The organism is Undibacterium sp. GW821-FHT11B02 (genome assembly GCF_058808955.1).
In genome coordinates this window covers 80,613-101,625 of sequence record NZ_JBXASD010000017.1, presented here as the reverse complement: position 1 = coordinate 101,625, position 21,013 = coordinate 80,613, and the positions used below count along the sequence as shown (strand labels likewise).

Genomic DNA, 21,013 nt, shown 5'->3' with positions numbered 1-21,013 from the left:
AGTGTCACCCTTACGCCTTGCACTGCATCCCGAATCGCCTTGCTCGCACTCATCCCTATTGATGAAATGAGTTCTAGTAATAGCATGGGCACCCGGGCAGACATTATCCGGGTGCAATCCATCGTGTAACCAAACTCAGATTGACAGCTTAGCTACCTCAGGAAAATCCAGTTCAGGCTTGGCTATTTGTTTGAAATAATTGGAATACACGTTCAAGGCGACATGGGCCACCATTTCAGCAACTTGCGCTTCGTTCCAGCCTTTGGCAAACATGGCCGCTTGTACATGCTCACTGACATGACCATGTCCATCCATCAAAGCAATCACGAAATTCAGTGCAGCTTGTATCTTTTCATCTTCTGACCGACCCAGGCGCGTGTCATGCAGTTCACCAGCAGACATGCCCAGCTTGGCACCGCGAAAACTGTGCGCAGCTACGCAATAATCACAGTCATTGCGCTCAGCAGTCAACAGGGCAATTCGCTCGCACATTTTGGTATCAAGTTCACCTCCTTGCAATGCTCCCCTGAAGGACAAATAAGCATTCAAGGAAATACTGCTATTGGCCATCGCACGATAGAGATTGGGAACACGTCCCAACTGTTTTTGTGTGCTATCCAATAATTCCTTAATCACGCCAGTGGCACTTTCCGGATCAATTAATTTGTACATATATTCCTCCATAAAATAAAAAACGAACTTTCTTACCTTCTGTTTTGTATATCTGGATATGAGATTATTTATGAGTAATACGCAATGATTCTCATACTGCTCATATGTCAATTCAGCACCTCGTCCAGCATCCCTCTTACCATCATTTTCTTCCAATATTTGTCGAATTTATTCAATTCCGGCAATCCATCGCTGATGTAATTGATGTACTGAGACGACACCGGCCAGCATAGCTAAAACACTAAATGCCAGCCAGACAGTGGCGAAGATGTCTGCTGGATGCATGAACAATGCAGCCAGTAATGCCAAAGCAGGTGGATGCTGTGTCAACAGGATCATGCCAAGCAAGAAACCAATCGCACAAAGCAGAACCAACTGCACTGGCATAGCTGGAATCCATAGGTTTGCTGCACCAGCCAGAAGCAGATATATTGAATAGGCAAACAAAGTCGCACGCACGACAGGCTTGACTGCCGCCCCTGCATTTGCGAGTACTGCGGCACTCGCCATCAACGGCGCAAGATAAGTCATTTGTCCACCGAGATAACAGACAAACGTTGCCAGCGTCGCCGTCACCAAAAATACAGCAATCGGCAACAACTGATTTCGTTTAAATAAAGTCAGTCCCATTTCTTCATCCCCATACCTGCGTATTGTCAAAACAGGATCCAAGTGTAAGCAGGCTGACAGAGCTATACTAGCCAGTCTATGAGAAACACTTATGAGGAAAACGCATGAATAATGGCTTATATGAACACTTGCGTGTCTTCGTGGCCATCGCCCAGGCCCGCAGCCTGACAGCGGCGTCAATTGCAACAGGCATTGGTCAGGCAACCATTAGCCGACAATTGCTGGCACTGGAAGATTATCTGGGTTGCCGCCTGTTCCATCGTTCGACCCGCAGCATCAGTTTGACGGAGCAAGGTGAAGTGTATTTACCGCATGCCTTGCAGATCCTGGACATGATGAGTGTCGCTGATACTTCAGTGCAAGATAAAAAAGCGCGTTTTCGCGGGCGTATCCGTGTTGCCTGTTCGAATGGTTTTGGTAGGAAGTTGCTGATACCTGCATTGCCCAGGTGGCAGCAGATGCACCCTGATGTCAAACTTGATTTGATATTGTCTGATCAGTTATCACCGGTCGTAGAAGAGCGAGTGGATGTAGCTTTTCGTCTTGCTGCCCTGCCCGATTCCAACCTGGTTGCACGCCCTATTGGCACGTCGCAGCGTATCGTTGTCGCTTCTGCTGCTTACCTGAATAAACATGGCAATGTGCTTGAACCTGCACACTTGCAAAAGCATCAGTGCATTTTATTTTCTGGAATAGAGCGTGCCGATGTGTGGCGTTTTAACGGCCCCCGTGGCATGAGCAGTACACATGTACAAGCCAGGTTGTCGTTATCCACTATGGACGCAATTTATGATGCTGTTCTGGCCGACCTTGGTATTGCAGTCATGCCAGCATGGTTCTGGACTCGGGAACTGCTTGATGGACTGGTCCGTCAAATTTTGCCAGATTACACGCAACCGACACAGGTAATACATGCCATCACCACTGCGCGCCAGTCATCTGGAAAAGTCAGGGCACTGACTGACTATATGCAAGCCGTGCTAAAAGAAAATGGCATGGCACAGGAATAAAATTCACTTTACTCCCGCCAGCCACAAAAATTACCGATACAAATTGATGGCGTCCCGTGTTTCCAGCGCCACGCGGCGGATGGCATCAGTTGTGCTCTCGCCAGACGCTGGCTTGGCATACAAAATGGCACGTGAAGAGTTAATCATCATGCCTGTGCCAGCTGCTGTTTTACCTGCCTGTACGGTCGCGGCAACATCACCGCCCTGAGCACCAATACCAGGCACAAGCAGAGGCATATCACCAATAATTGCACGCACCTGTGCCAATTCATTCGGGAAAGTCGCTCCCACGACCAGAGCACACTGACCATTGGTATTCCATTTGTTGGCCACCAACTGCGCCACATGCTGGTACAAGGGTTTGCCATCGACATCCAGAAATTGCAAATCAGAACCACCAGCATTGGAGGTACGGCAAAGTATGATGACGCCACGGTCTTTCCATTCCAGGTATGGCTCAACAGAATCAAAACCCATGTAAGGATTGACGGTCACCGCATCGGACGCATAGCGTTCAAATGCCTCGCGTGCATATTGGCCAGCAGTGGCACCGATATCACCGCGCTTGGCATCCAGAATGACGGGAATATGTGGATACGTCGTTTTGATATAGCGGCAAATGGCTTCCAGTTGGTCTTCTGCACGCAGGGCAGCAAAATAGGCGATCTGCGGCTTGAACGAACAGGCCAGGTCCGCCGTTGCGTCAATCACGGTTTTGCAAAATGTAAATATGGCGTCCGGTTTGCCTGCCAGTTCCGCCGGAAAGCGACTGACATCAGGATCCAGACCCACACACAACAAGGAATTGTTTGCCGTCCAGGCGGCAGAAAGTTTCTCGATAAAGCTCACATTGTCCTCTTACGGTAGACGGTGGCAAGGCCACGCGCAATGACTAACATTATACCTTGCCACCCTTGGCCAATCTCAAACCGTACCAGTCTCGGGGAACAAACATCTTGCAGCAAGTTTGCAACGGGATCAAGAAACTGATTATCATGGCTAACGAAGAAGATTTGTGGCCCTTCCTATGGCCACCCTACCACCAAGAGTGCCCCGATGAAAAAACCTGCTGATCCTCCTATCAACATGCTGGCACTGGAAAACCAATTCTGCTTTGCCCTGTATTCTTCATCCCTGGCCCTGACGAAGGCGTATAAGCCGCTACTGGATGAACTGGGACTTACCTATCCGCAATATCTGGTCATGCTGGTTTTATGGGAACAGGACAAGGTACTGGTTAAGGATATCGGCAATGCCCTGTTCCTGGATTCGGGCACGCTGACTCCCTTGCTAAAACGCCTGGAGGCAAACGGTTTGCTACAGCGCCAACGTGATGAAACAGATGAGCGCCAGGTCAGGATCACCCTGACAGTAGCTGGCAAGAATTTGAGAAAAGCGGCTCTGGACATTCCGCAAAAAATACTTTGTGCCAGTGGACAAAGCAAGGAAACCTTGATCGACTTGCGTGCCAGCCTGAGTGCCTTGCGCACGGAGTTACTCAAACCTTAAGGTTTTTCAGACGCAAGATACGCTCAACATAGGTTTTTATATTAATTTTGTAACAAGTTCTTGAATATATGCACATGCCTTCTATGATGTTCATAGAAAAAATCAATGAAAATTTAGATTGCACACAATTTAATTGCACATTATAGTTAACCCATGGCATCAACATCTGCCAATCAATCAACCCGAAACAAGGAGCAAGACAATGCAAGTACTCTACACAGCAAATGCAACAGCCACCGGTGGTCGTGATGGCCGTGCCGTTTCCAGCGACAATCAACTGGAAGTCAAATTGACCACCCCAAAAGAACTGGGTGGCGCAGGTGGTGAAGGTACCAATCCTGAGCAAATGTTTGCGGCAGGTTATTCAGCGTGTTTCATTGGTGCCATGAAATTTGTCGCCGCAGCCCAGAAGACAGCCCTGCCTGCTGACACTTCCGTCAATGGCCTGGTAGGTATAGGTCCGAACGGCAAAGGCGGCTTTGGCCTTGCCGTAACACTGAATGTCAGCCTGCCTGGACTGGACCGTGCAACAGCCGAAGCACTGGTACACAAGGCACATGAAGTCTGCCCTTATTCCAACGCCACACGCGGCAATATCGAGGTGACTTTAAACATCCTGTAAATTCCAAGGCTGTCAGCCCACATGGGGGTCAGGAGTCAGGAACAAGGCTTGCAGAAATATTCTTCTGCAAGCCTTTTTAATTTCTACCGTTCCTTCATTCTCCTCTCATTCAACTATCCCCCCGGTAATGTAAAGCATACTTGACATACTTGTTCTTTGATATATGATGACAAGCATGCTTTACACCGTCTGAATGAAAATGCTGAATGCACTTAGGTAATACTCTAACTCCATCATGAATATTTCTCATGAAGACCGGGTATTCCAAGCATTTTTGTGCAAACAGCTATCTAGCGTGCTTGACACATAGTCGTGAAAATCGGAATAGATACACACCGGCGTGCGCACAAGTCTTAACACTATTTTTTTGACTAACAATGTAAAGCAAACTTTACTTACTTTAAAAGATGGAGGCAATGATGCGAGAGAAACAAGCCAAGGCCCTTTATTTCCGCGAGCTTTTTGCGGCGCTGGCAATGTATTGCCTGTTCGTATTCGGCAGCAATTTAATTGCCGGGCCAATGCCTGCCGGCTTACTGCGCAGCCTGCTGATTGCCAGCCCCATCTTGCCCGCCCTGTTTATGGTCTGGGCCATCGTCCGGCAATTTCAACGCATGGATGAATATGTGCGTATCTGGTCACTGGAAAACCTGGGCATGGCGGCCGCAGTGACCGCAGCTTCCGCACTCAGTTATGGTTTCATGGAAAGTGCCGGCTTCCCCAAGCTCAGTATGTTTGTGACCTGGTCTCTGGTCATGGGTACCTGGGGTGTGATCACTTGTCTGCGCAGGTGGAAAGAGCGGTCACTATGAAAAACATCGTCAGGGAATTACGGACCCGGCAGGAATGGAGTCAAGCCCAGTTGGCAGACCTGCTGGAAGTATCTCGCCAGACGGTGAATGCTATAGAAACGGGACGTTATGATCCCAGCCTGCCATTGGCTTTTAGCATAGCCAAACTGTTTCAATTACCAATAGAAAAAATATTCCAGGCTGAGTAAGACAACTAGAACTCACCCCTATTGATGAAATGAGTTCTAATAAAATCTCCCGTGTTTTTATCAATGCACGGGAGATTTTCATTTAGAAACGCAATTGCATCAATGCTGATGCGCTGCTTCTGTTTTTTCCATTACTTCCAGTACTGGTGCCGGTGTTTTCAAGCCCTTGGCAGACTGACCATCTGCTGGGATTTCCACCCAGTCGAGCCTGCCTTTCTCACAAAGTTGCATCACCTTGAAAGCCAGCTTGCCAACAGCCTCTGGCAATTTCACCTGCATGGAAAATTCATCATAGTAAGCATCAGGCAGAGGGCCACCAGTCCAGCTGACTTCACGTACATCACGGCTGATGGTCTTGCCATGTGATGTGTAAGGTGTGCTTAGATTTTCAATCACGGTATCAATTTTCCAGCCTGCCTTGGGCATCGGTTTGGCACCGCTCACAGTTTCCGGCAAGATGACTTTCAGCGTGGTCGTGGCACTGCCATCACACCCATGCCCTACCTTGAATGTCAGTTTGTGATAACTGCCAGCGACTGCTTTTGCCTGATCCAGAGTAATGTGTGCGGAAGCAGTCTGCGCGAACAAGGCTGCAAGCAAAATGAAACTCGATTTTCTCATACTGCCCTCCTGAAATCTGAAGGTGTCACCTGCTGAGGCAACAAACGTAATTCATGTTCTGGTGATAAGGATTCACGAGATATGGCCTGATGCAAATAAAACGCATAGGCATACCAGACTGCCAGAGCACAGATAGCTGCTACATTGAAACAACGCAACGCAGGCAAAAGATTGCTCAGCTTAAATTTTGTCATATTCGTAGTCACCACTATCAATGTTGAATAGCCTGGTTCAAGGGTTTTGCTAATGCTTTGACTTCCAGCGTTTCACGTTTCTTGTCCTTTCCTTCAATGACCAGCGTCAGAGGTACGATGTCGCCATCTTTGATCTGGCCTTTCAAGTCAAGCAGCATGACATGAAACGCACCTGGTTTCAGTTCCACTGTTTTACCGGCAGGCAAATCGACGCCGTCAATCTGGCGCATTTTCATCACGTTGTCATTCATTTCCATTTTATGCAGCTCGGCAATACCAGCTATCGGTGAACGTACTTCCACCAATTTTGCATCTTTGGCAGAAGTGATCTGCATGAAAGCACCACTGGCTTTTTGCTGGGCCACCGTAGCACGTACCCAGGCTTCTTTCACCGTTACCTGTGCCTGAACCAGGCTTGCATTGGCAAAAAACAAAGCCGCAATAACAAGCAGTTTGTTGACGTTTTTCATCTATCTATTCCTTTTCCATTATTCCAAAATTCCTGCCATAAGCAGCTGTAAAAAAGCATACCTATAGCTGTGGGATTGCATGATTATTACTTTATTTATCTTCATATGGCAGATGGCATCAGATGACGCTTATCTTCAACATATTGCACAACCGATTATTCATGTTTTAAGACAAAGCGATTTTTTTCATCGCCATCATAAAGATTACTGACGGCCTGCCATCAACATGCGCTTAGAATCACTACAATCTTACTGCGCGTGCGCAATCGGAGTTTACGCGGGGCTCATGGGCTGCTCAAAATGCCCATGTCGTTGAGTACATTCCGCTTTTTGCGCTGCGCTTAGTTACCCTGACCCCGCTGACGCTCGTTACAGATCGTAAACAGGTTCTTAGGGAATTCAGCTATGAAAAGATGGGGGAGCACGTGGCTGTGCATGTGTCCACGCCATCAGCGTAACAGGTGCATGGTAAAACAGGGTCGGGAAAGAATCACTGAACTTGCTGTCGGCACGCTCAGGAAAAGATGGTGGCAGGAAAATGGAGTGATCATTGAGCGGCAGGCACAGCGCGCAGTGATTAACAACGTGCCCAGCTGGCAGGCCAGTTTTGTCTTCGGCAAGCTTGACGATTTTACCGGTAGTCGTATCCAGCAGCTTCTTACCGCTGGCACTGCACAACTCCACCAGGCCTGATGCCGGGCTGGCAGAGACAGATCTTGCTTCCAGGCCCATTGCCAGAGACGGCAACAACCCACTAAACAGCAATGCAGAACATGCAAGCCATATGGTGAAATGCCGGAGTCGGTAAAAAATGTGCATGGCAGGATTATAACCAAGCTGGCAGTTTAAGAGATTAAAAAAACTATTTCCAAACAGTTGAGAATTTCTGCCGACTAGTAAATAAAAGTATATGAGTTCAGCGATTGCAGCATTCCGCCATTAGAGCTCATTTCACCCACAGCAAAACCGATTCATTTACAATTACTTAATAGCCTTATATTCGCCGAGTTTTAAATGCACCGGCCCTGAAGTACACCGGCAAGTTTTGGCAAATCCCCCTTACTTCCAGGCTCACCTGATACAGTACGACCATGATTCCCCATTACAGCCAACAACAAGTCCGCGCCGCATTGCCGTATGCAAGACTGATTCCGGCTTTGCGTAAGGCTTTTACCGAAGACATGATCGTCCCCAGACGACATGCGCATACGCTGTCAGAAGCAGGCAGTTCCAGCCTCTTGCTGATGCCGGTCTGGCAAAGCCATGGACATCTGGGTGTCAAGCTGGTGACGGTCGCCCCACACAATACCGGTCTGCCTTCCGTGCATGCCATTTTCGTTTTATTTGATACGCAAACCGGCGCGCCGCTGGCCCTGATGGATGGCGAAGAACTGACCCTGCGCCGCACCGCTGCCGCGTCAGCACTGGCGTCGTCATTTGTATCAAGAAGTGATAGTCAACGTCTGCTGCTGGTCGGTAACGGTAGCCTGGCCCCGCATATTGCTGTTGCGCATTGCCATACCCGGCCTATCAGCCATATCAGTATCTGGGGACGATCCAGCGAGAAATCTGCACTGGCAGCCGGCATTCTGCGTGAGCATGCCGAGTTACCTGCGACTGTCCATATTGAAGTGGTAACCGACCTGGCTGAGGCCTGCGCCCAGGCTGACATCATCACCTGTGCAACCACCAGTAAAACACCAATCGTGCTGGGTGAACATGTGCGGGCCGGTACCCACGTGGATTTGGTCGGTGGCTTTCGCCCCGATATGCGCGAGGTGGACGATGCACTGATGCGTAAGGCCACAGTCTATGTAGATACCTATGCAGGTGCCGTGACAGAAGCAGGTGACCTGACGCAAACCCTGGCCAATGGCAGCCTGCCCAGATCAGCCATTGTTGCAGAACTGGCCGAGCTATGTGCAGGCCGGCATCCCGGACGCACGCAAGCAACAGACATCAGCGTGTTTAAATCGGTGGGAACGGCAATAGAAGATTTATGTGCTGCCAACCTGGTCTGGGAAAGTCTGGCTGCCAGCGCTTGAAGTGTCATGCAGCCATTTTCCGTTCAGGTCAGCCAGCATGGCAGAACAATGCTGACTAACTCTTGGAAAAACCGCCTAACAAGGCTGCTTTTCTCTGTGGCTTGGCCGCTGCGCCCGCCTTGCTGTCTGCTGCAGATGGCGTTTGGGTGGTAGCAGATGCACTAGGCTCGTAAGGTTTCAGGAACCAGGGGTCAATTTTTTCTCTTGGTGGCTGAAAACTGCGTGTTGGCCGGTCGCTTCTGTCGGCACGTTCAGTGCGGTCAGTACGATCGGCACCTCTATCGCTGCCTCTGTCAGCACGCTCACGCGGAGCACGGTGTTCAGGCTGATGCACAGACGTAGCAACAAAACCAGCCAGGTTCAGGCGCACGATCTTTTGTTTGATCATTTTTTCGATATCGATCAGCAAACGCTCATCCTGATCGGTATGCAGGGAAATCGCATCACCTTTAGCACCAGCACGACCAGTACGACCTATGCGATGCACGTAATCTTCAGCGTTATAAGGCAGATCGAAATTGATGACGCAAGGCAGTTCGGCGATATCCAGTCCACGCGCAGCTACGTCAGTAGCCACCAGCACTTCAACTTCGCCCTGCTTGAAGGCTTCCAGCGCTGCCATGCGTTCTTGTTGTGACTTGTCACCATGAATCGCCGATGCCTTGACACCCTGCTTGACCAGATGTACGGCCAGGCGGGACGCACCTATCTTGGTGTTGGAAAAAACGATGACTTGTTTCAAACCACGTTCGCGGATGATAAAGGACACGGCATCGCGTTTTTCTTCCGTCGCAACCTTGTACAGAATCTGCGTGACATTGTCAGCCGTGGCATTGCTGCGCGCTACTTCTATCGTCTGCGGATTGGTCAAAAAGCTGGCTGCGAGCTTTTTGATTTCCTGCGAGAAGGTAGCAGAAAACATCAGGTTCTGACGTTTTTTAGGCAACAGATTGATGATGCGTTGCAGATCAGGCAAAAAGCCCATGTCCAGCATACGATCAGCCTCATCCATGACCAGAATCTGGGTTTGGGACAGGTTGATGGTTTTTTGCTGCACATGATCGAGCAGACGTCCTGGGGTGGCAATCACGATTTCAACACCGGAACGCAGGGCCGCAACTTGCGGTGCCATGTCCATGCCGCCAAACACCACGGTAGAGCGCAATGGAGTATGACGAGAATACGCTTTCACGTTTTCAGCCACCTGATCGGCCAACTCACGGGTAGGCGTCAGTATCAATGCGCGTACAGGATGGCGTGCTGGTGAAGCACTGGTACTCGCATGGGCCAGTAACAACTGGATGATGGGCAAGGAAAAGCCAGCGGTCTTGCCAGTGCCGGTTTGTGCCGCACCCATAACGTCACGCCCTTGCAGAACAACCGGAATTGCCTGTTCTTGTATAGGTGTGGGATGGACATAGCCCTGATCAGTCAGAGCACGCAAGATTTCCGGCGACAGGCCGAAATCAGCAAACTTCACGTCTGGTGTAGTTTGCTCGGGGACAGGTATAGCTGGGGACTTGATATCAGTCATGGTATTTGGTGGGCCTCCCGTGAGTCGAACACGGTACCAACGGATTATGAGTCCGCTGCTCTAACCAACATGAGCTAGAGGCCCAATTCTTTCTGCAAGCTCTGCCTGCTTTAATCTGAGGATAATCCAGGATTGGAAAAATACTTCAGGTTTGCAGGAAAAGCCCGATGCTGCCACCTGCAAAATACTGTGCCTACATACTAAACAACTCAGCACAATATCAATTGAATGGGCACCGAAAAAACCGACGCCCATTGTACAACATTAATTACCTTCTAGGAAGCTCTTGAGCTTATCAGAACGCGAAGGATGGCGTAACTTACGCAAAGCCTTGGCTTCTATTTGACGAATCCGCTCTCTGGTCACGTCAAATTGTTTGCCCACTTCTTCCAAAGTATGGTCGGTAGACATCTCTACACCAAAACGCATGCGCAATACTTTTGCCTCGCGCGGCGTCAGCGAATCCAGCACATCCTTGACGACATTGCGCATGGATGCATGCAGGGCAGCATCAGCCGGTGCCAAGGTGTGATTATCTTCAATGAAATCACCCAGGTGCGAATCATCATCATCACCGATAGGTGTTTCCATGGAAATCGGCTCTTTCGCGATCTTCATGATCTTGCGAATTTTATCTTCCGGCATTTCCATCTTGATCGCCAGGGTAGCCGGATCAGGCTCTACACCTGTTTCCTGCAAGATCTGACGCGAGATACGATTCATTTTATTGATCGTTTCTATCATGTGCACAGGGATACGGATAGTACGTGCCTGATCAGCGATGGAACGGGTAATCGCCTGACGTATCCACCAGGTAGCATACGTCGAGAACTTGTAACCACGGCGATATTCAAACTTGTCCACGGCCTTCATCAAACCGATATTGCCTTCCTGGATCAGATCCAGGAATTGCAAACCACGATTTGTGTATTTTTTGGCGATGGAAATAACCAGACGCAAGTTAGCCTCGGTCATTTCACGCTTGGCCTTACGTGCTTTCATTTCACCGGCAGACATTTTTTTATTGATGTTGCGCAGATCAGGCAAAGGCAATACAACACGGGCCTGCAAGTCGATCAGTTTTTGCTGCAATTGCTGGACTGAAGGAATATTACGGCCCAGCACGGCACTATATGAATGCCCGGAATTCACTTCACCTTCAACCCAGCTCAGATTGGTTTCATTACCAGGGAAGACTTTGATGAAATGCGAACGCGGCATACCACAACGGTTAACGACCACTTCGAGTATCTGTTTTTCCACATGGCGTACTTCATCTACCTGTCCACGCAAGGTATCGCACAGTTTTTCAACCACTTTGGCAGTAAAGCGTATACCCAGCAATTCACCGGAAATCGCTTCCTGAGCCTTGATGTAAGACTTGGAGTTGTAACCTTCTTTTTCGAAGGATCTGCGCATTTTTTCAAAATTTGTCGCAATGATTTCGAATTTTGCCAATGAGTCACGTTTCAACTGCTCAAGCTGCTCTGCCGAGATGGCAGCAGCACCAGCGGCACCGCCATCATCGTCCTCCTCATCTTCTTCTTCGTCATCTTCTTCGTCTTCTTCTGACTCTTCTTCGACAACTGCAGCAACAACGACAGGTGCGGACTCTTCAGACGCGTTCGGATCAACCAGGCCATCGACGATTTCATCGATCTTGATTTCGTCAGCAGCAATACGGTCAGCAGCAGCCAGGATTTCAGCAATCGTGGTTGGACAGGCAGAAATCGCCTGTATCATGTCTTTCAGTCCTTCTTCGATTTTCTTCGCGATAACGATTTCGCCTTCGCGCGTCAGCAACTCAACCGAACCCATTTCACGCATATACATACGTACAGGATCAGTGGTGCGACCAAAATCGGAGTCGACAGTAGACAATGCAGCTTCAGCAGCGGCTTCCACTTCATCATCATCGGTCGTGACAGTAACGACGTTATCCGACAACAACAGGGTTTCTGCATCGGGGGCCTGTTCATACACAGCCACACCCATGTCATTGAAGGTGCCGATAATGCCTTCGATTGCTTCCGGATCGACGACGTTTTCCGGCAAGTGATCGTTGATTTCAGCAAACGTCAGGTAGCCGCGATCCTTACCCAGTTTGATCAGGGTTTTAAGTTTCTGGCGGCGACGCTCAAGTTCTTCTTCTGTAGCTTCCGGATCGGATGAGAAAGCATCTTTCAGCAAGGCTTTTTCCTTGGCTTTGCGATCTTTTGCCTTGGCCTTGTCTATCGCTTTCATCTCGGCGCGTTCTACCGCGTTCAATGCAGCGATTTCTTCATTCTCAGGCTGATATTCCTTAGGCTTGCGACCACGACGACCAGGCACCTTCACTCCAGGCAATACATAGCCGGAAGTATCAATGGCGGCAAGCACCGCAGCATCGGTAGTCTGGCTTACGGTGGGCGCAGAACCGGTCTTGATTTCCTGCACCTCTGGTGCAGCTTTTGCTGAATTCTTGGTTGGCTTAGTCACTGTCTTTGAATCGGTTTTGTTAATTGTCACAGAAGCTTTCGATGATACGGATACTGGTTCTGGCTGAGGCCTGGCTAGTGCTGCACTCTTGGCTTTTCCACTTGCCTGAGAACTGGCCGCTTCTGCAGGCAAATTCTCTTTTTTTGCCGGGGGTTTCGCATTCTTGCCGCTCACGTCCTTACCAGCCGTTTTTGTCGCAGACACGGACTCTTCAACATCCACGTCTTTGGCTTTTGCTGCCGCCTTCAATACTGCTTTACTTGCTACCTGTTTCGTTGCCTGCGGTGTCGCTGCAACCGTATTCTTTATTACTTTAGGCGCTTTAACGTCTTTCGCAACCCCTTTTTTCTCAAGCATTTTTTCCGCAGACTTCACCGGCTTGCTACCCAACTTTGATACTGGTTGCGTGGCAGCAGCAGTTTTCCCTGGCTTGCCGGCAACCACCTTCACAGATGTCTTCGATGCTGCATTATTGCTTGCACTTGCCGCTTTCGCGGTGCTGGTAACGGTCTTTGCCGTCTTTGTTACGGCCGCCGTGGCCTGCACTTTTTTCGGCGCGGTCGTCACGGTTTTTTTAGCCGTAGTGGACATCAGGGTTTTCGCGGGTTTCTTCATTGCGTTAGCCATTGAATCAAACCATCCGGTACTGAGGAAGTCGCCTGTGTCGATTTCACAAAAAAGAAAATGCGCTGCCATCAGATCTTGGGACCTGCATCGCAGAGCAAACTCTTGTTTGTTTCAGACTTCCCGAGTCTCAGCGCCAGTGTTTTGGGTTACTCGGAGGAGCATTACACTCACCTAAACAACACATTCCACGCAAATGCCAAGAGCTTTGCCCAGAATGAAACAACCTAAGACCTTGAATCGAAAGCCTTTAATTATAACACGCGAGCGTACTTTACTCCAGCCCAAGACTATGCCATATAGCTATTTCCTGAACAAAATTTAGGCAATATCAAAGCAGTTACAGACATTTCAATACCGTTTCGTCCATCAAAAATTGCCAAATAATTTAGCAAAATATGCAATTAACGCAATAATTCTTCTAATATGCACAGCAATTGATGGCGAAAGCCGCAATAACAAGGGTCAACTTAAGCAATCATCAGGCCAGCGAGTAAAAATCCCCGACAATTACCTGAAAGATAATGCAGAACAGGATAAAAAGAGTTCAAAACGCCACATCAGCGATTGGCAGCTTCAGCCTCAGCCTCTTTGCGCAATTGTGCTTGCAACAACATTATTTCGCGATAACGGGCAATATCCGCTTCCTCACGCAAGCCACGCGCGGCCAGGGTATCCAGCTCCGACCGCAATACCTGAAAACGCATCTGGCGTATGGCGCCAGCCAATTCCTGCCTGACCATATCGATCTCGGTTTCGGTCTGTTCCGCCACTTCTGCAATTAATGCATCAAAATCCGATCCACTTGTCCGCAACTGCTCTGCCAGAGCAACGAATTGGGCATGTTCACCCATGCTTTGCGCTATGGCCACCAATTGCCCCAGCATCGCTGCACCATCCGGTGCCAACATGGCCGCATCAGACAACATACTTTCATCCAGCATCATCGCCAGTGAAGGATGCGCCACCAGAATGCGGATAATTTGTCGCTCCAGCCCCACCGGCGCACTGCGCTTGGATCTGGGAGGCGCCAGCTTCTGGCGTGCCACCGGTTGACTCAATTCAAACATGGTTTCAATTTCTGCGGGACTGGTCTGCGTCACCTGCGCCAGATTACGCACCAGTTGCAAACGCAGGCCGGAAGGCTGCATTGCCTGCAACAATGGCTTGGCATCAAACTGTGTCCTGGCCCGTCCCTCAGCGGTAGTCAGGTCATTATCACCTATAGTTTCACGCATAAAGAATTGAGACAGTGGCATGGCATCATGCACCTCCTGTTCAAAAGCTCCCGCACCAAATTCACGAATGAAGCTATCGGGATCATGCTCGGTGGGCAAGAACAAGAACTTGATGATCTTGTCGTCATTCGCATGCGGCAGGCAGGCATCCAGCGCGCGCCTCGCGGCCCGTCGCCCAGCACTGTCACCATCAAAACTGAAAATTACATGATCCGTCTGGCGCAAGAGTTTTTGCACATGAGTAGGCGTACATGCAGTTCCCAAAGTGGCCACCGCTTGCGGAAAACCCATTTGCGCCAGCGCCACTACATCCATATAACCTTCCGTCACCAGCACATAACCGGCTTCACGTATCGGTTGGCGCGCTTCAAACAGGCCATATAGCTCAAAGCCTTTTTGAAACAAGGGGGTCTCGGGCGAATTCAGGTACTTAGGCTCCCCCTGCTCCATGATGCGCCCACCAAAGCCGATCACTTGCCCTTTGGTATTACGGATCGGGAACATGACGCGATCCCGAAAACGATCATAGCGCTTGCGCCCGCCGCCCTCTTCTTCGCTCTTGTCTATCACCAGACCAGCCTCAACCAGTGAGGGATCACCATAATCATTGAAGACAGAACGCAGACCATCCCAGGCATCAGGGGCAAAACCAAGCCCGAAACGCGCGGCTATCTCACCCGTCAAACCACGTTTTTTCAGATACGCTATGGCTTGCGGTGCCGTGCGCAATTGCTGCTTGTAATATTCTCCAGCCTTGGTCATGACCTCGGACAAAGCCAGGCTTTTTGCCTGCACTTCCGCCCTTTTTGCCGGCAACATGCGATCTTCTTCCGGCACGATCATGCCATTGTTTTGCGCCAGATCACGAATCGCATCAACATAACTGAGGCCCGAATACTCCATCAAAAACCCGATGGAACTGCCATGCGCACCACAACCAAAACAGTGATAAAACTGTTTGGTTGGGCTTACGGTAAAGCTGGGGGATTTTTCATTATGGAAGGGGCACAAACCCATATAGTTTGCGCCACCTTTTTTCAACTGTACGTATTTGCCCACCACGTCAACAATGTCAACGCGGGCCAGTAAATCCTGGATAAAACTTTGAGGTATCAAAGCAGGATGCCAGCAAATGAATTCAACACGCGTGGCGCAGGCAAATTATTTCGCCAATGCCGCCTTGACCAGACCAGACACCTTGCCCATATCGGCACGACCTGCCAGTTTGGCTTTCAATACGTCAATGACTTTGCGCATGTCTTGCGGACCAGCAGCACCGGTTTCAGCGACAGCAGCGGCCACAGCAGCCTGCACTTCTTCATCCGACAATGCAGCAGGCATGTACTTCGACAAAATTTCCAACTCAGCTTTTTCTATGTCTGCCAGATCCTGGCGGCCACCTGCTTCAAACTGGGTGATGGAGTCTTTGCGCTGCTTGATCATTTTTTCTATGATAGCCAATACCATGGCATCGTCCAGCTCTATGCGCTCATCCACTTCTTTTTGCTTCATGGCGGCGGTCAACAGGCGGATGGTACCCAGCTTGGCTGTTTCCTTGGCACGCATCGCGGCCTTCATGTCGTCGGTGATCTGTTCTTTTAAAGTCATGGCCAACCCCTGATATTAATTAATCAAATAGTAGTCAAATAGCAGTCAAACGACATTCAAACAATCGTCAATAACAATTCGACAAAAACAACAAAGCCCGCTGCGGCTGACCGGAGCGGGCATGCGAACCTAAGCAGATAACCGCGATGTACCCGGCAAAAACGCCGAACACAACAGCAGGATTAGTACATCTTCTTAGGCAATTGCTGACTACGAATACGTTTGTAGTGACGCTTAACAGCAGCAGCCAGCTTACGCTTGCGTTCCGCTGTTGGCTTCTCGTAGAACTCGCGAGCGCGCAATTCGGTCAACAGACCGGTCTTTTCGATAGTGCGCTTGAAGCGGCGCATGGCGACTTCGAACGGCTCGTTTTCTTTAAGGCGAATTGTGGTCATGTAAGTTCAAACCATGGAAAGATTTATAGGAAGACCGAGATATTAACAGGAAAATTAGATTAATGGAAGAAGCTTGATTAAATCTTGCGCAAATACTTGTCTGCGCCGGCAATAAAAACCTGTGCAACGCCAGATCAGCGTCCCTGTTTACCATTAATTTAAGGGAGTATAGACAAATATCCGGCGACTCCCACTCCTACAGCAACTATCTGCAATTTATACTCCCTACAGTATAAATTACATCAAGGCCTCATGCAAAAACACAACGTCAAGTGACATTACACTGATAGCGCGGCGGCGATACCAGATGCCCAGGCCCACTGGAAGTTATACCCACCAAGCCAGCCTGTCACATCGACCGCCTCACCAATAAAATACAAGCCAGGTACTTTATTACTCATCATGCTTTGCTGAGACAATTCACGGGTATCAACACCACCACGCGTTACCTCGGCCTTGCGGTAGCCTTCAGAACCATTTGGCACCAGCTCCCATCGATTCAATTTTTCACCTATCAGACGCAGGCGCTTGTCGGGCATATCGGCCACTCTGGCATCGCCGGCAAACCCGTGTGCCACCAGCAAGCCATCCACCAGCCTGGATGGCAGATATTGAGACAAATGATTGGCCAGGTTTTTCTTGATCGTGGTTTTATTTTCAACCAGATCCTGCGCCACATCAATTTCTGGCAAGAGATTAATACGCAAGGCTTTGCCCGGTTCCCAGAAGCTTGATATCTGCAAGACTGCCGGGCCAGACAAACCACGATGCGTAAACAATAAATCTTCCCTGAATACGGTACGTGCCTTTTTCTCACCGGTTTCTATATCCACTTCCAGCGAGATGCCGGACAGTGGCACAAAAGGCTCCCATGCCTTTGCATCAAAAGTCAGCGGCACCAGTGCCGGACGTGGCTCTATGATTTTCAAACCAAACTGACGGGCGATTTTATGGGCAAAATCCGTTGCCCCTATTTTAGGGATGGATAAACCACCCGTTGCAATCACCACTTGTCCGGCCCGTATTTCACCTGCACTGGTACGCAGGGTAAACCCCTGCCCGTCTTGCTGCACATCTTCCACCTTGCAACCCATGCGCCATTCCACCTTGCCCGCATCGCATTCCGCTTTCAGCATGCGTATAACATCTTCTGCACTGTCGTCACAAAATAACTGGCCTTTGTGCTTTTCATGCCATGCTATGTTATAGCGCTTCATTAATGCCAAAAAATCCTGCGGCGTATAACGTGACAAGGCGCTCTTGCAGAAATGTGGGTTTTCCGACAGGAAGTTATTCGGTGTCGCATGCAGGTTGGTGAAATTACAGCGACCTCCCCCGGATATCCGTATTTTTTCAGCCAGACGATCCGCGTGGTCAATCAGTACCACACTCTTACCACGCTGACCGGCAACTGCTGCACACATCAAACCGGCAGCACCGGCACCGATAACGGCAAGATTAAACTGTTTGCTCATGGCTTCTACTTTCACAAAAATCAGGCGAGATTGTAGCCTAGTGCGCGTTGACGGGACCGCAAATCTGGTCAGCAGACTTTAATGCGGGATGAGTTCAATAACTGACTGAAGACAATTTCATAATGCATATATTCCCGTAACATTTAGATACACAAATGCCGTACATTTTTCCAATGTCATAATTGATTTGGAAATTTTTACATCGCCTTTCACCGATATCCAAAATGAGGCACCATATTTATTGGATGTTGCACCACAACAAAGCAGACCTATTTTGCTTCCTCTCAGCAATTTTCTTGTTTGAAATACGCAACATATTTATTCCAAATAAGGAAAATCGTTTCAATCAAATAAGTAATTCTTGACTTGTCTACGGCCAAGAGAGATAACGGAACTGTGGCCACGCAAACGATTACGCAAACGATTGCGCTGGTGCCTGTAGCGAAATTTCGATTTCACCACGCCCCATTTCAGGGATGGCGCATAAGCACCATACCGGAACACTCTCGACTAATATCATTTTTGGGAACATATCTATGCGCAAAACTATTTCTCAGCAACTACATAAGGGAGCAGGGCTGAGCGTTATCGCTTTGGCTATCTCCGCAGCCTTCCCCATGCAAGCAGCCTGGGCTCAGGAAGCCAAGCCTGATACAGCAAAAAACGATGGGACGCAGCTTGAAACCGTGATTGTGACGGCCAACCGCCGCGCAGAAAACATCAAGGAAGTACCGATGTCGATTTCAGCCATCAAAGGTGAAGCGCTGGATACTTACAATGCCAGCGGTCAGGATATCCGTTTCCTGGCAGCCCGCGTACCAAGTCTTAACGTGGAATCCGACTTCGGCCGTTCTTTCCCACGTTTCTATATCCGCGGCCTGGGCAATACCGATTTCGATTTGAATGCATCTCAACCAGTAGGTCTGGTCTATGATGACGTCGTGCAGGAAAGCCCGATGCTGAAAGGCTTCCCAGTATTTGACGTGGATCAGGTTGAAATTCTGCGTGGCCCGCAAGGCACACTGTTCGGTCGTAACTCACCTGCCGGCGTATTGAAGTTTGACTCTACCAAGCCAACTCGTCGCTTTGAAGGTTATGCCAACATTGGCTTCGGTAACTACAAAGCTATCAATCTTGAAGGCGCAATCAATGTCCCTCTGAACCCAGACTGGGCAATGCGCTTCTCTGGTCAGTCACAAACCCGTGATGACCGTGTGACCAATCCACGTCCCACCGGCGAGAAAAACCTCGAAGGCTATCGCGATAATGCAGCACGCCTGCAATTCGCTTATAAAAACGGTGATTTCAGTGCTTTGATCAATTTGCATGGCCGCGACATGTCCGGCAATGCCACTCTGTTCCGCGCCAATATCATACAAAAAGGTACGAATGAACTGGTGCCTGGCTTTGACTATGGCAGCTACCCGACTGATGGCCTGAATAGCCAGACCTTGAAATCTTCCGGTGGCAGCCTGCGCCTGCGCTGGGATTTGCCTGGTATCAGCCTGCATTCCATCACGGCCTATGATCAGGCGAAGTTCTACAGCCGTGCTGACGTTGACGGCGGTTATGGCGCATCCTTCATGCCAACCATGGGTCCTGGTTTTATCCCCTTCCCGGCGGAAACAGCCGATGGCTTGCCTAGTCTGAAACAGATCACACAAGAGTTCCGTGTTGAATCCAATACCAAAGACCCACTGCAATGGATCGCCGGTCTGTACTACTTCAGCGAAGAACTGCAAGTTGACAGTTTTGACTATAACTCTTTCGCACCTGGCAATCCGCAAGATGGTTACGCCGTACAACATCAAAATGCCAAATCCTGGGCTGCTTTCGGTAGCTTGAATTATGCAGTGACCGATCAGTTCAAACTGCGTGGCGGTTTGCGTTATACCAGCGATAGAAAAGACTTTGATGCACAACGCACCTGGACACCAGGCACAGCGTTTGGCACACCAGGTACGCCTGTACTCAGAGCCAACCCATCTGCTACCAATATCAGCTGGGACATCGGTGCCAACTACACATTGGATAAGGCAACTTCCGTCTTTGCCCGTATCGCAACTGGTTATCGTGCACCGAGTATCCAGGGCCGCGTTCTGTTTGGTGACAGCATCTCGGTTGCCAATTCAGAAAAGAATCTGTCTTTCGAAACCGGTATCAAGAAAGACATTCTGGATAACACAGCACGCATCAGCGCTACTATATTCCACTACACTGCCAAAGACCTGCAGTTGACAGCAGGTAGCGGTGCCGTCAATCAAAACAAACTGGTCAATGCAGACAAAGCTGTTGGTCAAGGCTTTGAAATGGATTTGCAAGCCAACCTGAGCCGCAACTGGAAAACCACCCTTGGTGTCAGCTATAACGACACTGAAATCAGGGATAGCAAACTGTTCGTCGCCCCATGCGGTAACGGCTGTACAGTGACCAATCCTGCCGGCCCTGTCGCAGGTACGGTACTAGTCGGTGGCAATCCGTTGCCACGCGCTCCTAAATGGGTAGGCAACTTCTCGCTGCGTTATTCCACACAAGTTGGCGAAGGCACGCTGTACGCCAACACCGACTGGTCTTACAAAGACACCTACAACATGTTCTTGTATGAAGCCAAGGAATACAAAGCCAAATCCCTGCTGGAAGGCGGTTTGCGCGTAGGTTATATGTGGGCAGATGGCAAATATGAACTGGCAGCTTATGGTCGCAACATCACCAACAAGCAACAGGTCATTGCCGCCATTGACTTCAACAACCTCACAGGTATCCTGAACGAACCGCGCAGCTACGGCGTGCAATTCAAGGCCAACTTTTGATCGATTGTTAGTCTGTTAAGCAAAAAAAACGCCGGATTTACTCCGGCGTTTTTCATGTCTGCAATCAGTAATACAAAT

General features: G+C 49.5%; 19 protein-coding genes and 1 tRNA gene. 7 read left to right on the top strand and 13 right to left on the bottom strand.

Annotation, left to right across the window (positions count from 1 at the left end; translation table 11 throughout):
- Window positions 1-135 precede the first annotated feature (135 nt).
- On the bottom strand, window positions 136-672 hold the full coding sequence (locus AC1RVX_RS27150; RefSeq protein WP_493219708.1) for a carboxymuconolactone decarboxylase family protein: 537 nt from the start codon (window positions 670-672) through the stop codon (window positions 136-138).
- A 168-nt stretch (window positions 673-840) separates the two neighbouring features.
- The gene (locus tag AC1RVX_RS27145; RefSeq protein WP_493219707.1) at window positions 841-1,302 is read right to left on the bottom strand and encodes a hypothetical protein; all 462 of its coding nucleotides are present in this window, start codon (window positions 1,300-1,302) and stop codon (window positions 841-843) included.
- Between the two features lie 104 nt (window positions 1,303-1,406).
- Here AC1RVX_RS27145 and AC1RVX_RS27140 point away from each other — a divergent pair, with 104 nt between their 5' ends.
- Complete coding sequence (locus tag AC1RVX_RS27140) at window positions 1,407-2,312, top strand: LysR family transcriptional regulator (protein ID WP_493219706.1); 906 nt, start codon at window positions 1,407-1,409, stop codon at window positions 2,310-2,312.
- 30 nt (window positions 2,313-2,342) lie between these two features.
- Here AC1RVX_RS27140 and pyrF read toward each other — a convergent pair whose 3' ends face one another.
- Window positions 2,343-3,161 carry an orotidine-5'-phosphate decarboxylase gene (pyrF, locus tag AC1RVX_RS27135; RefSeq protein ID WP_493219705.1) on the bottom strand — a complete coding sequence of 273 codons (819 nt, stop codon included), beginning with the start codon at window positions 3,159-3,161 and terminating at the stop codon, window positions 2,343-2,345.
- A 207-nt stretch (window positions 3,162-3,368) separates the two neighbouring features.
- Between pyrF and AC1RVX_RS27130 the strand changes: the two genes are divergently transcribed.
- From AC1RVX_RS27130 to AC1RVX_RS27115, 4 genes are all read left to right on the top strand, one after another.
- On the top strand, window positions 3,369-3,821 hold the full coding sequence (locus AC1RVX_RS27130; protein ID WP_493219704.1) for a MarR family winged helix-turn-helix transcriptional regulator: 453 nt from the start codon (window positions 3,369-3,371) through the stop codon (window positions 3,819-3,821).
- 202 nt (window positions 3,822-4,023) lie between these two features.
- Window positions 4,024-4,443: an organic hydroperoxide resistance protein gene (locus AC1RVX_RS27125; protein ID WP_493219703.1), complete on the top strand. Its 420-nt coding sequence runs from the start codon at window positions 4,024-4,026 to the stop codon at window positions 4,441-4,443.
- A gap of 416 nt (window positions 4,444-4,859) precedes the next feature.
- Entirely contained in the window at window positions 4,860-5,255 is a 396-nt protein-coding gene (locus tag AC1RVX_RS27120; protein ID WP_493219702.1) for a hypothetical protein, read from the top strand.
- Entirely contained in the window at window positions 5,252-5,443 is a 192-nt protein-coding gene (locus AC1RVX_RS27115; protein ID WP_493219701.1) for a helix-turn-helix transcriptional regulator, read from the top strand. The genes AC1RVX_RS27120 and AC1RVX_RS27115 overlap by 4 nt, the downstream gene beginning before the upstream one ends.
- 99 nt (window positions 5,444-5,542) lie before the next feature.
- On the opposite strand, the gene AC1RVX_RS27110 is transcribed toward AC1RVX_RS27115, so the two are convergent.
- The 3 genes from AC1RVX_RS27110 to AC1RVX_RS27100 form a co-directional block, all read right to left on the bottom strand.
- Window positions 5,543-6,064 carry a YcnI family copper-binding membrane protein gene (locus tag AC1RVX_RS27110; protein ID WP_493219700.1) on the bottom strand — a complete coding sequence of 174 codons (522 nt, stop codon included), beginning with the start codon at window positions 6,062-6,064 and terminating at the stop codon, window positions 5,543-5,545.
- A 211-nt stretch (window positions 6,065-6,275) separates the two neighbouring features.
- Window positions 6,276-6,728 carry a copper chaperone PCu(A)C gene (locus AC1RVX_RS27105; protein WP_493219699.1) on the bottom strand — a complete coding sequence of 151 codons (453 nt, stop codon included), beginning with the start codon at window positions 6,726-6,728 and terminating at the stop codon, window positions 6,276-6,278.
- Between the two features lie 399 nt (window positions 6,729-7,127).
- A complete protein-coding gene (locus tag AC1RVX_RS27100; RefSeq protein ID WP_493219698.1) occupies window positions 7,128-7,547 on the bottom strand; it encodes a DUF2946 domain-containing protein in 420 nt (139 codons plus the stop codon).
- 272 nt (window positions 7,548-7,819) lie between these two features.
- Between AC1RVX_RS27100 and lhpI the strand changes: the two genes are divergently transcribed.
- On the top strand, window positions 7,820-8,773 hold the full coding sequence (lhpI, locus tag AC1RVX_RS27095) for a bifunctional Delta(1)-pyrroline-2-carboxylate/Delta(1)-piperideine-2-carboxylate reductase (RefSeq protein WP_493219697.1): 954 nt from the start codon (window positions 7,820-7,822) through the stop codon (window positions 8,771-8,773).
- A gap of 55 nt (window positions 8,774-8,828) precedes the next feature.
- Here lhpI and AC1RVX_RS27090 read toward each other — a convergent pair whose 3' ends face one another.
- The 7 genes from AC1RVX_RS27090 to AC1RVX_RS27060 form a co-directional block, all read right to left on the bottom strand.
- Window positions 8,829-10,307 (bottom strand): DEAD/DEAH box helicase, encoded by a 1,479-nt coding sequence (locus AC1RVX_RS27090; RefSeq protein WP_493219696.1) that lies wholly within the window; start codon window positions 10,305-10,307, stop codon window positions 8,829-8,831.
- A gap of 6 nt (window positions 10,308-10,313) precedes the next feature.
- Window positions 10,314-10,391: transfer RNA gene (locus AC1RVX_RS27085), tRNA-Ile, on the bottom strand.
- A 180-nt stretch (window positions 10,392-10,571) separates the two neighbouring features.
- Window positions 10,572-13,142: an RNA polymerase sigma factor RpoD gene (gene rpoD / locus AC1RVX_RS27080; protein WP_493219712.1), complete on the bottom strand. Its 2,571-nt coding sequence runs from the start codon at window positions 13,140-13,142 to the stop codon at window positions 10,572-10,574.
- Window positions 13,143-13,969: 827 nt separating this feature from the next.
- Window positions 13,970-15,763 (bottom strand): DNA primase, encoded by a 1,794-nt coding sequence (gene dnaG / locus AC1RVX_RS27075; protein ID WP_493219695.1) that lies wholly within the window; start codon window positions 15,761-15,763, stop codon window positions 13,970-13,972.
- Window positions 15,764-15,808: 45 nt separating this feature from the next.
- Entirely contained in the window at window positions 15,809-16,255 is a 447-nt protein-coding gene (locus AC1RVX_RS27070) for a GatB/YqeY domain-containing protein (RefSeq protein WP_493219694.1), read from the bottom strand.
- Window positions 16,256-16,437: 182 nt separating this feature from the next.
- Window positions 16,438-16,650, bottom strand: a complete 213-nt coding sequence (rpsU, locus tag AC1RVX_RS27065) for a 30S ribosomal protein S21 (RefSeq protein WP_005877634.1) — start codon at window positions 16,648-16,650, stop codon at window positions 16,438-16,440.
- A gap of 278 nt (window positions 16,651-16,928) precedes the next feature.
- The gene (locus tag AC1RVX_RS27060; protein ID WP_493219693.1) at window positions 16,929-18,125 is read right to left on the bottom strand and encodes a BaiN/RdsA family NAD(P)/FAD-dependent oxidoreductase; all 1,197 of its coding nucleotides are present in this window, start codon (window positions 18,123-18,125) and stop codon (window positions 16,929-16,931) included.
- A gap of 536 nt (window positions 18,126-18,661) precedes the next feature.
- On the opposite strand from AC1RVX_RS27060, the gene AC1RVX_RS27055 reads away from it, so the two are divergent.
- Window positions 18,662-20,935, top strand: coding sequence for a TonB-dependent receptor (locus AC1RVX_RS27055; protein WP_493219692.1), 2,274 nt, complete (start codon window positions 18,662-18,664; stop codon window positions 20,933-20,935).
- Window positions 20,936-21,013: the final 78 nt, after the last annotated feature.

What these genes read in the sequence shown, in the direction of transcription:
- rpoD (WP_493219712.1), bottom strand. Translation starts at nt 13,142, where the DNA reads ATGCTTGAGAAAAAAGGGGTTGCGAAAGACGTTAAAGCGCCTAAAGTA.
- AC1RVX_RS27070 (WP_493219694.1), bottom strand. Translation starts at nt 16,255, where the DNA reads ATGACTTTAAAAGAACAGATCACCGACGACATGAAGGCCGCGATGCGT.
- AC1RVX_RS27120 (WP_493219702.1), top strand. Translation starts at nt 4,860, where the DNA reads ATGATGCGAGAGAAACAAGCCAAGGCCCTTTATTTCCGCGAGCTTTTT.
- AC1RVX_RS27150 (WP_493219708.1), bottom strand. Translation starts at nt 672, where the DNA reads ATGTACAAATTAATTGATCCGGAAAGTGCCACTGGCGTGATTAAGGAA.
- AC1RVX_RS27110 (WP_493219700.1), bottom strand. Translation starts at nt 6,064, where the DNA reads ATGAGAAAATCGAGTTTCATTTTGCTTGCAGCCTTGTTCGCGCAGACT.
- AC1RVX_RS27090 (WP_493219696.1), bottom strand. Translation starts at nt 10,307, where the DNA reads ATGACTGATATCAAGTCCCCAGCTATACCTGTCCCCGAGCAAACTACA.
- AC1RVX_RS27100 (WP_493219698.1), bottom strand. Translation starts at nt 7,547, where the DNA reads ATGCACATTTTTTACCGACTCCGGCATTTCACCATATGGCTTGCATGT.
- AC1RVX_RS27115 (WP_493219701.1), top strand. Translation starts at nt 5,252, where the DNA reads ATGAAAAACATCGTCAGGGAATTACGGACCCGGCAGGAATGGAGTCAA.
- AC1RVX_RS27130 (WP_493219704.1), top strand. Translation starts at nt 3,369, where the DNA reads ATGAAAAAACCTGCTGATCCTCCTATCAACATGCTGGCACTGGAAAAC.
- AC1RVX_RS27060 (WP_493219693.1), bottom strand. Translation starts at nt 18,125, where the DNA reads ATGAGCAAACAGTTTAATCTTGCCGTTATCGGTGCCGGTGCTGCCGGT.
- AC1RVX_RS27145 (WP_493219707.1), bottom strand. Translation starts at nt 1,302, where the DNA reads ATGGGACTGACTTTATTTAAACGAAATCAGTTGTTGCCGATTGCTGTA.
- rpsU (WP_005877634.1), bottom strand. Translation starts at nt 16,650, where the DNA reads ATGACCACAATTCGCCTTAAAGAAAACGAGCCGTTCGAAGTCGCCATG.
- AC1RVX_RS27105 (WP_493219699.1), bottom strand. Translation starts at nt 6,728, where the DNA reads ATGAAAAACGTCAACAAACTGCTTGTTATTGCGGCTTTGTTTTTTGCC.
- AC1RVX_RS27125 (WP_493219703.1), top strand. Translation starts at nt 4,024, where the DNA reads ATGCAAGTACTCTACACAGCAAATGCAACAGCCACCGGTGGTCGTGAT.
- AC1RVX_RS27055 (WP_493219692.1), top strand. Translation starts at nt 18,662, where the DNA reads ATGCGCAAAACTATTTCTCAGCAACTACATAAGGGAGCAGGGCTGAGC.
- AC1RVX_RS27140 (WP_493219706.1), top strand. Translation starts at nt 1,407, where the DNA reads ATGAATAATGGCTTATATGAACACTTGCGTGTCTTCGTGGCCATCGCC.
- lhpI (WP_493219697.1), top strand. Translation starts at nt 7,820, where the DNA reads ATGATTCCCCATTACAGCCAACAACAAGTCCGCGCCGCATTGCCGTAT.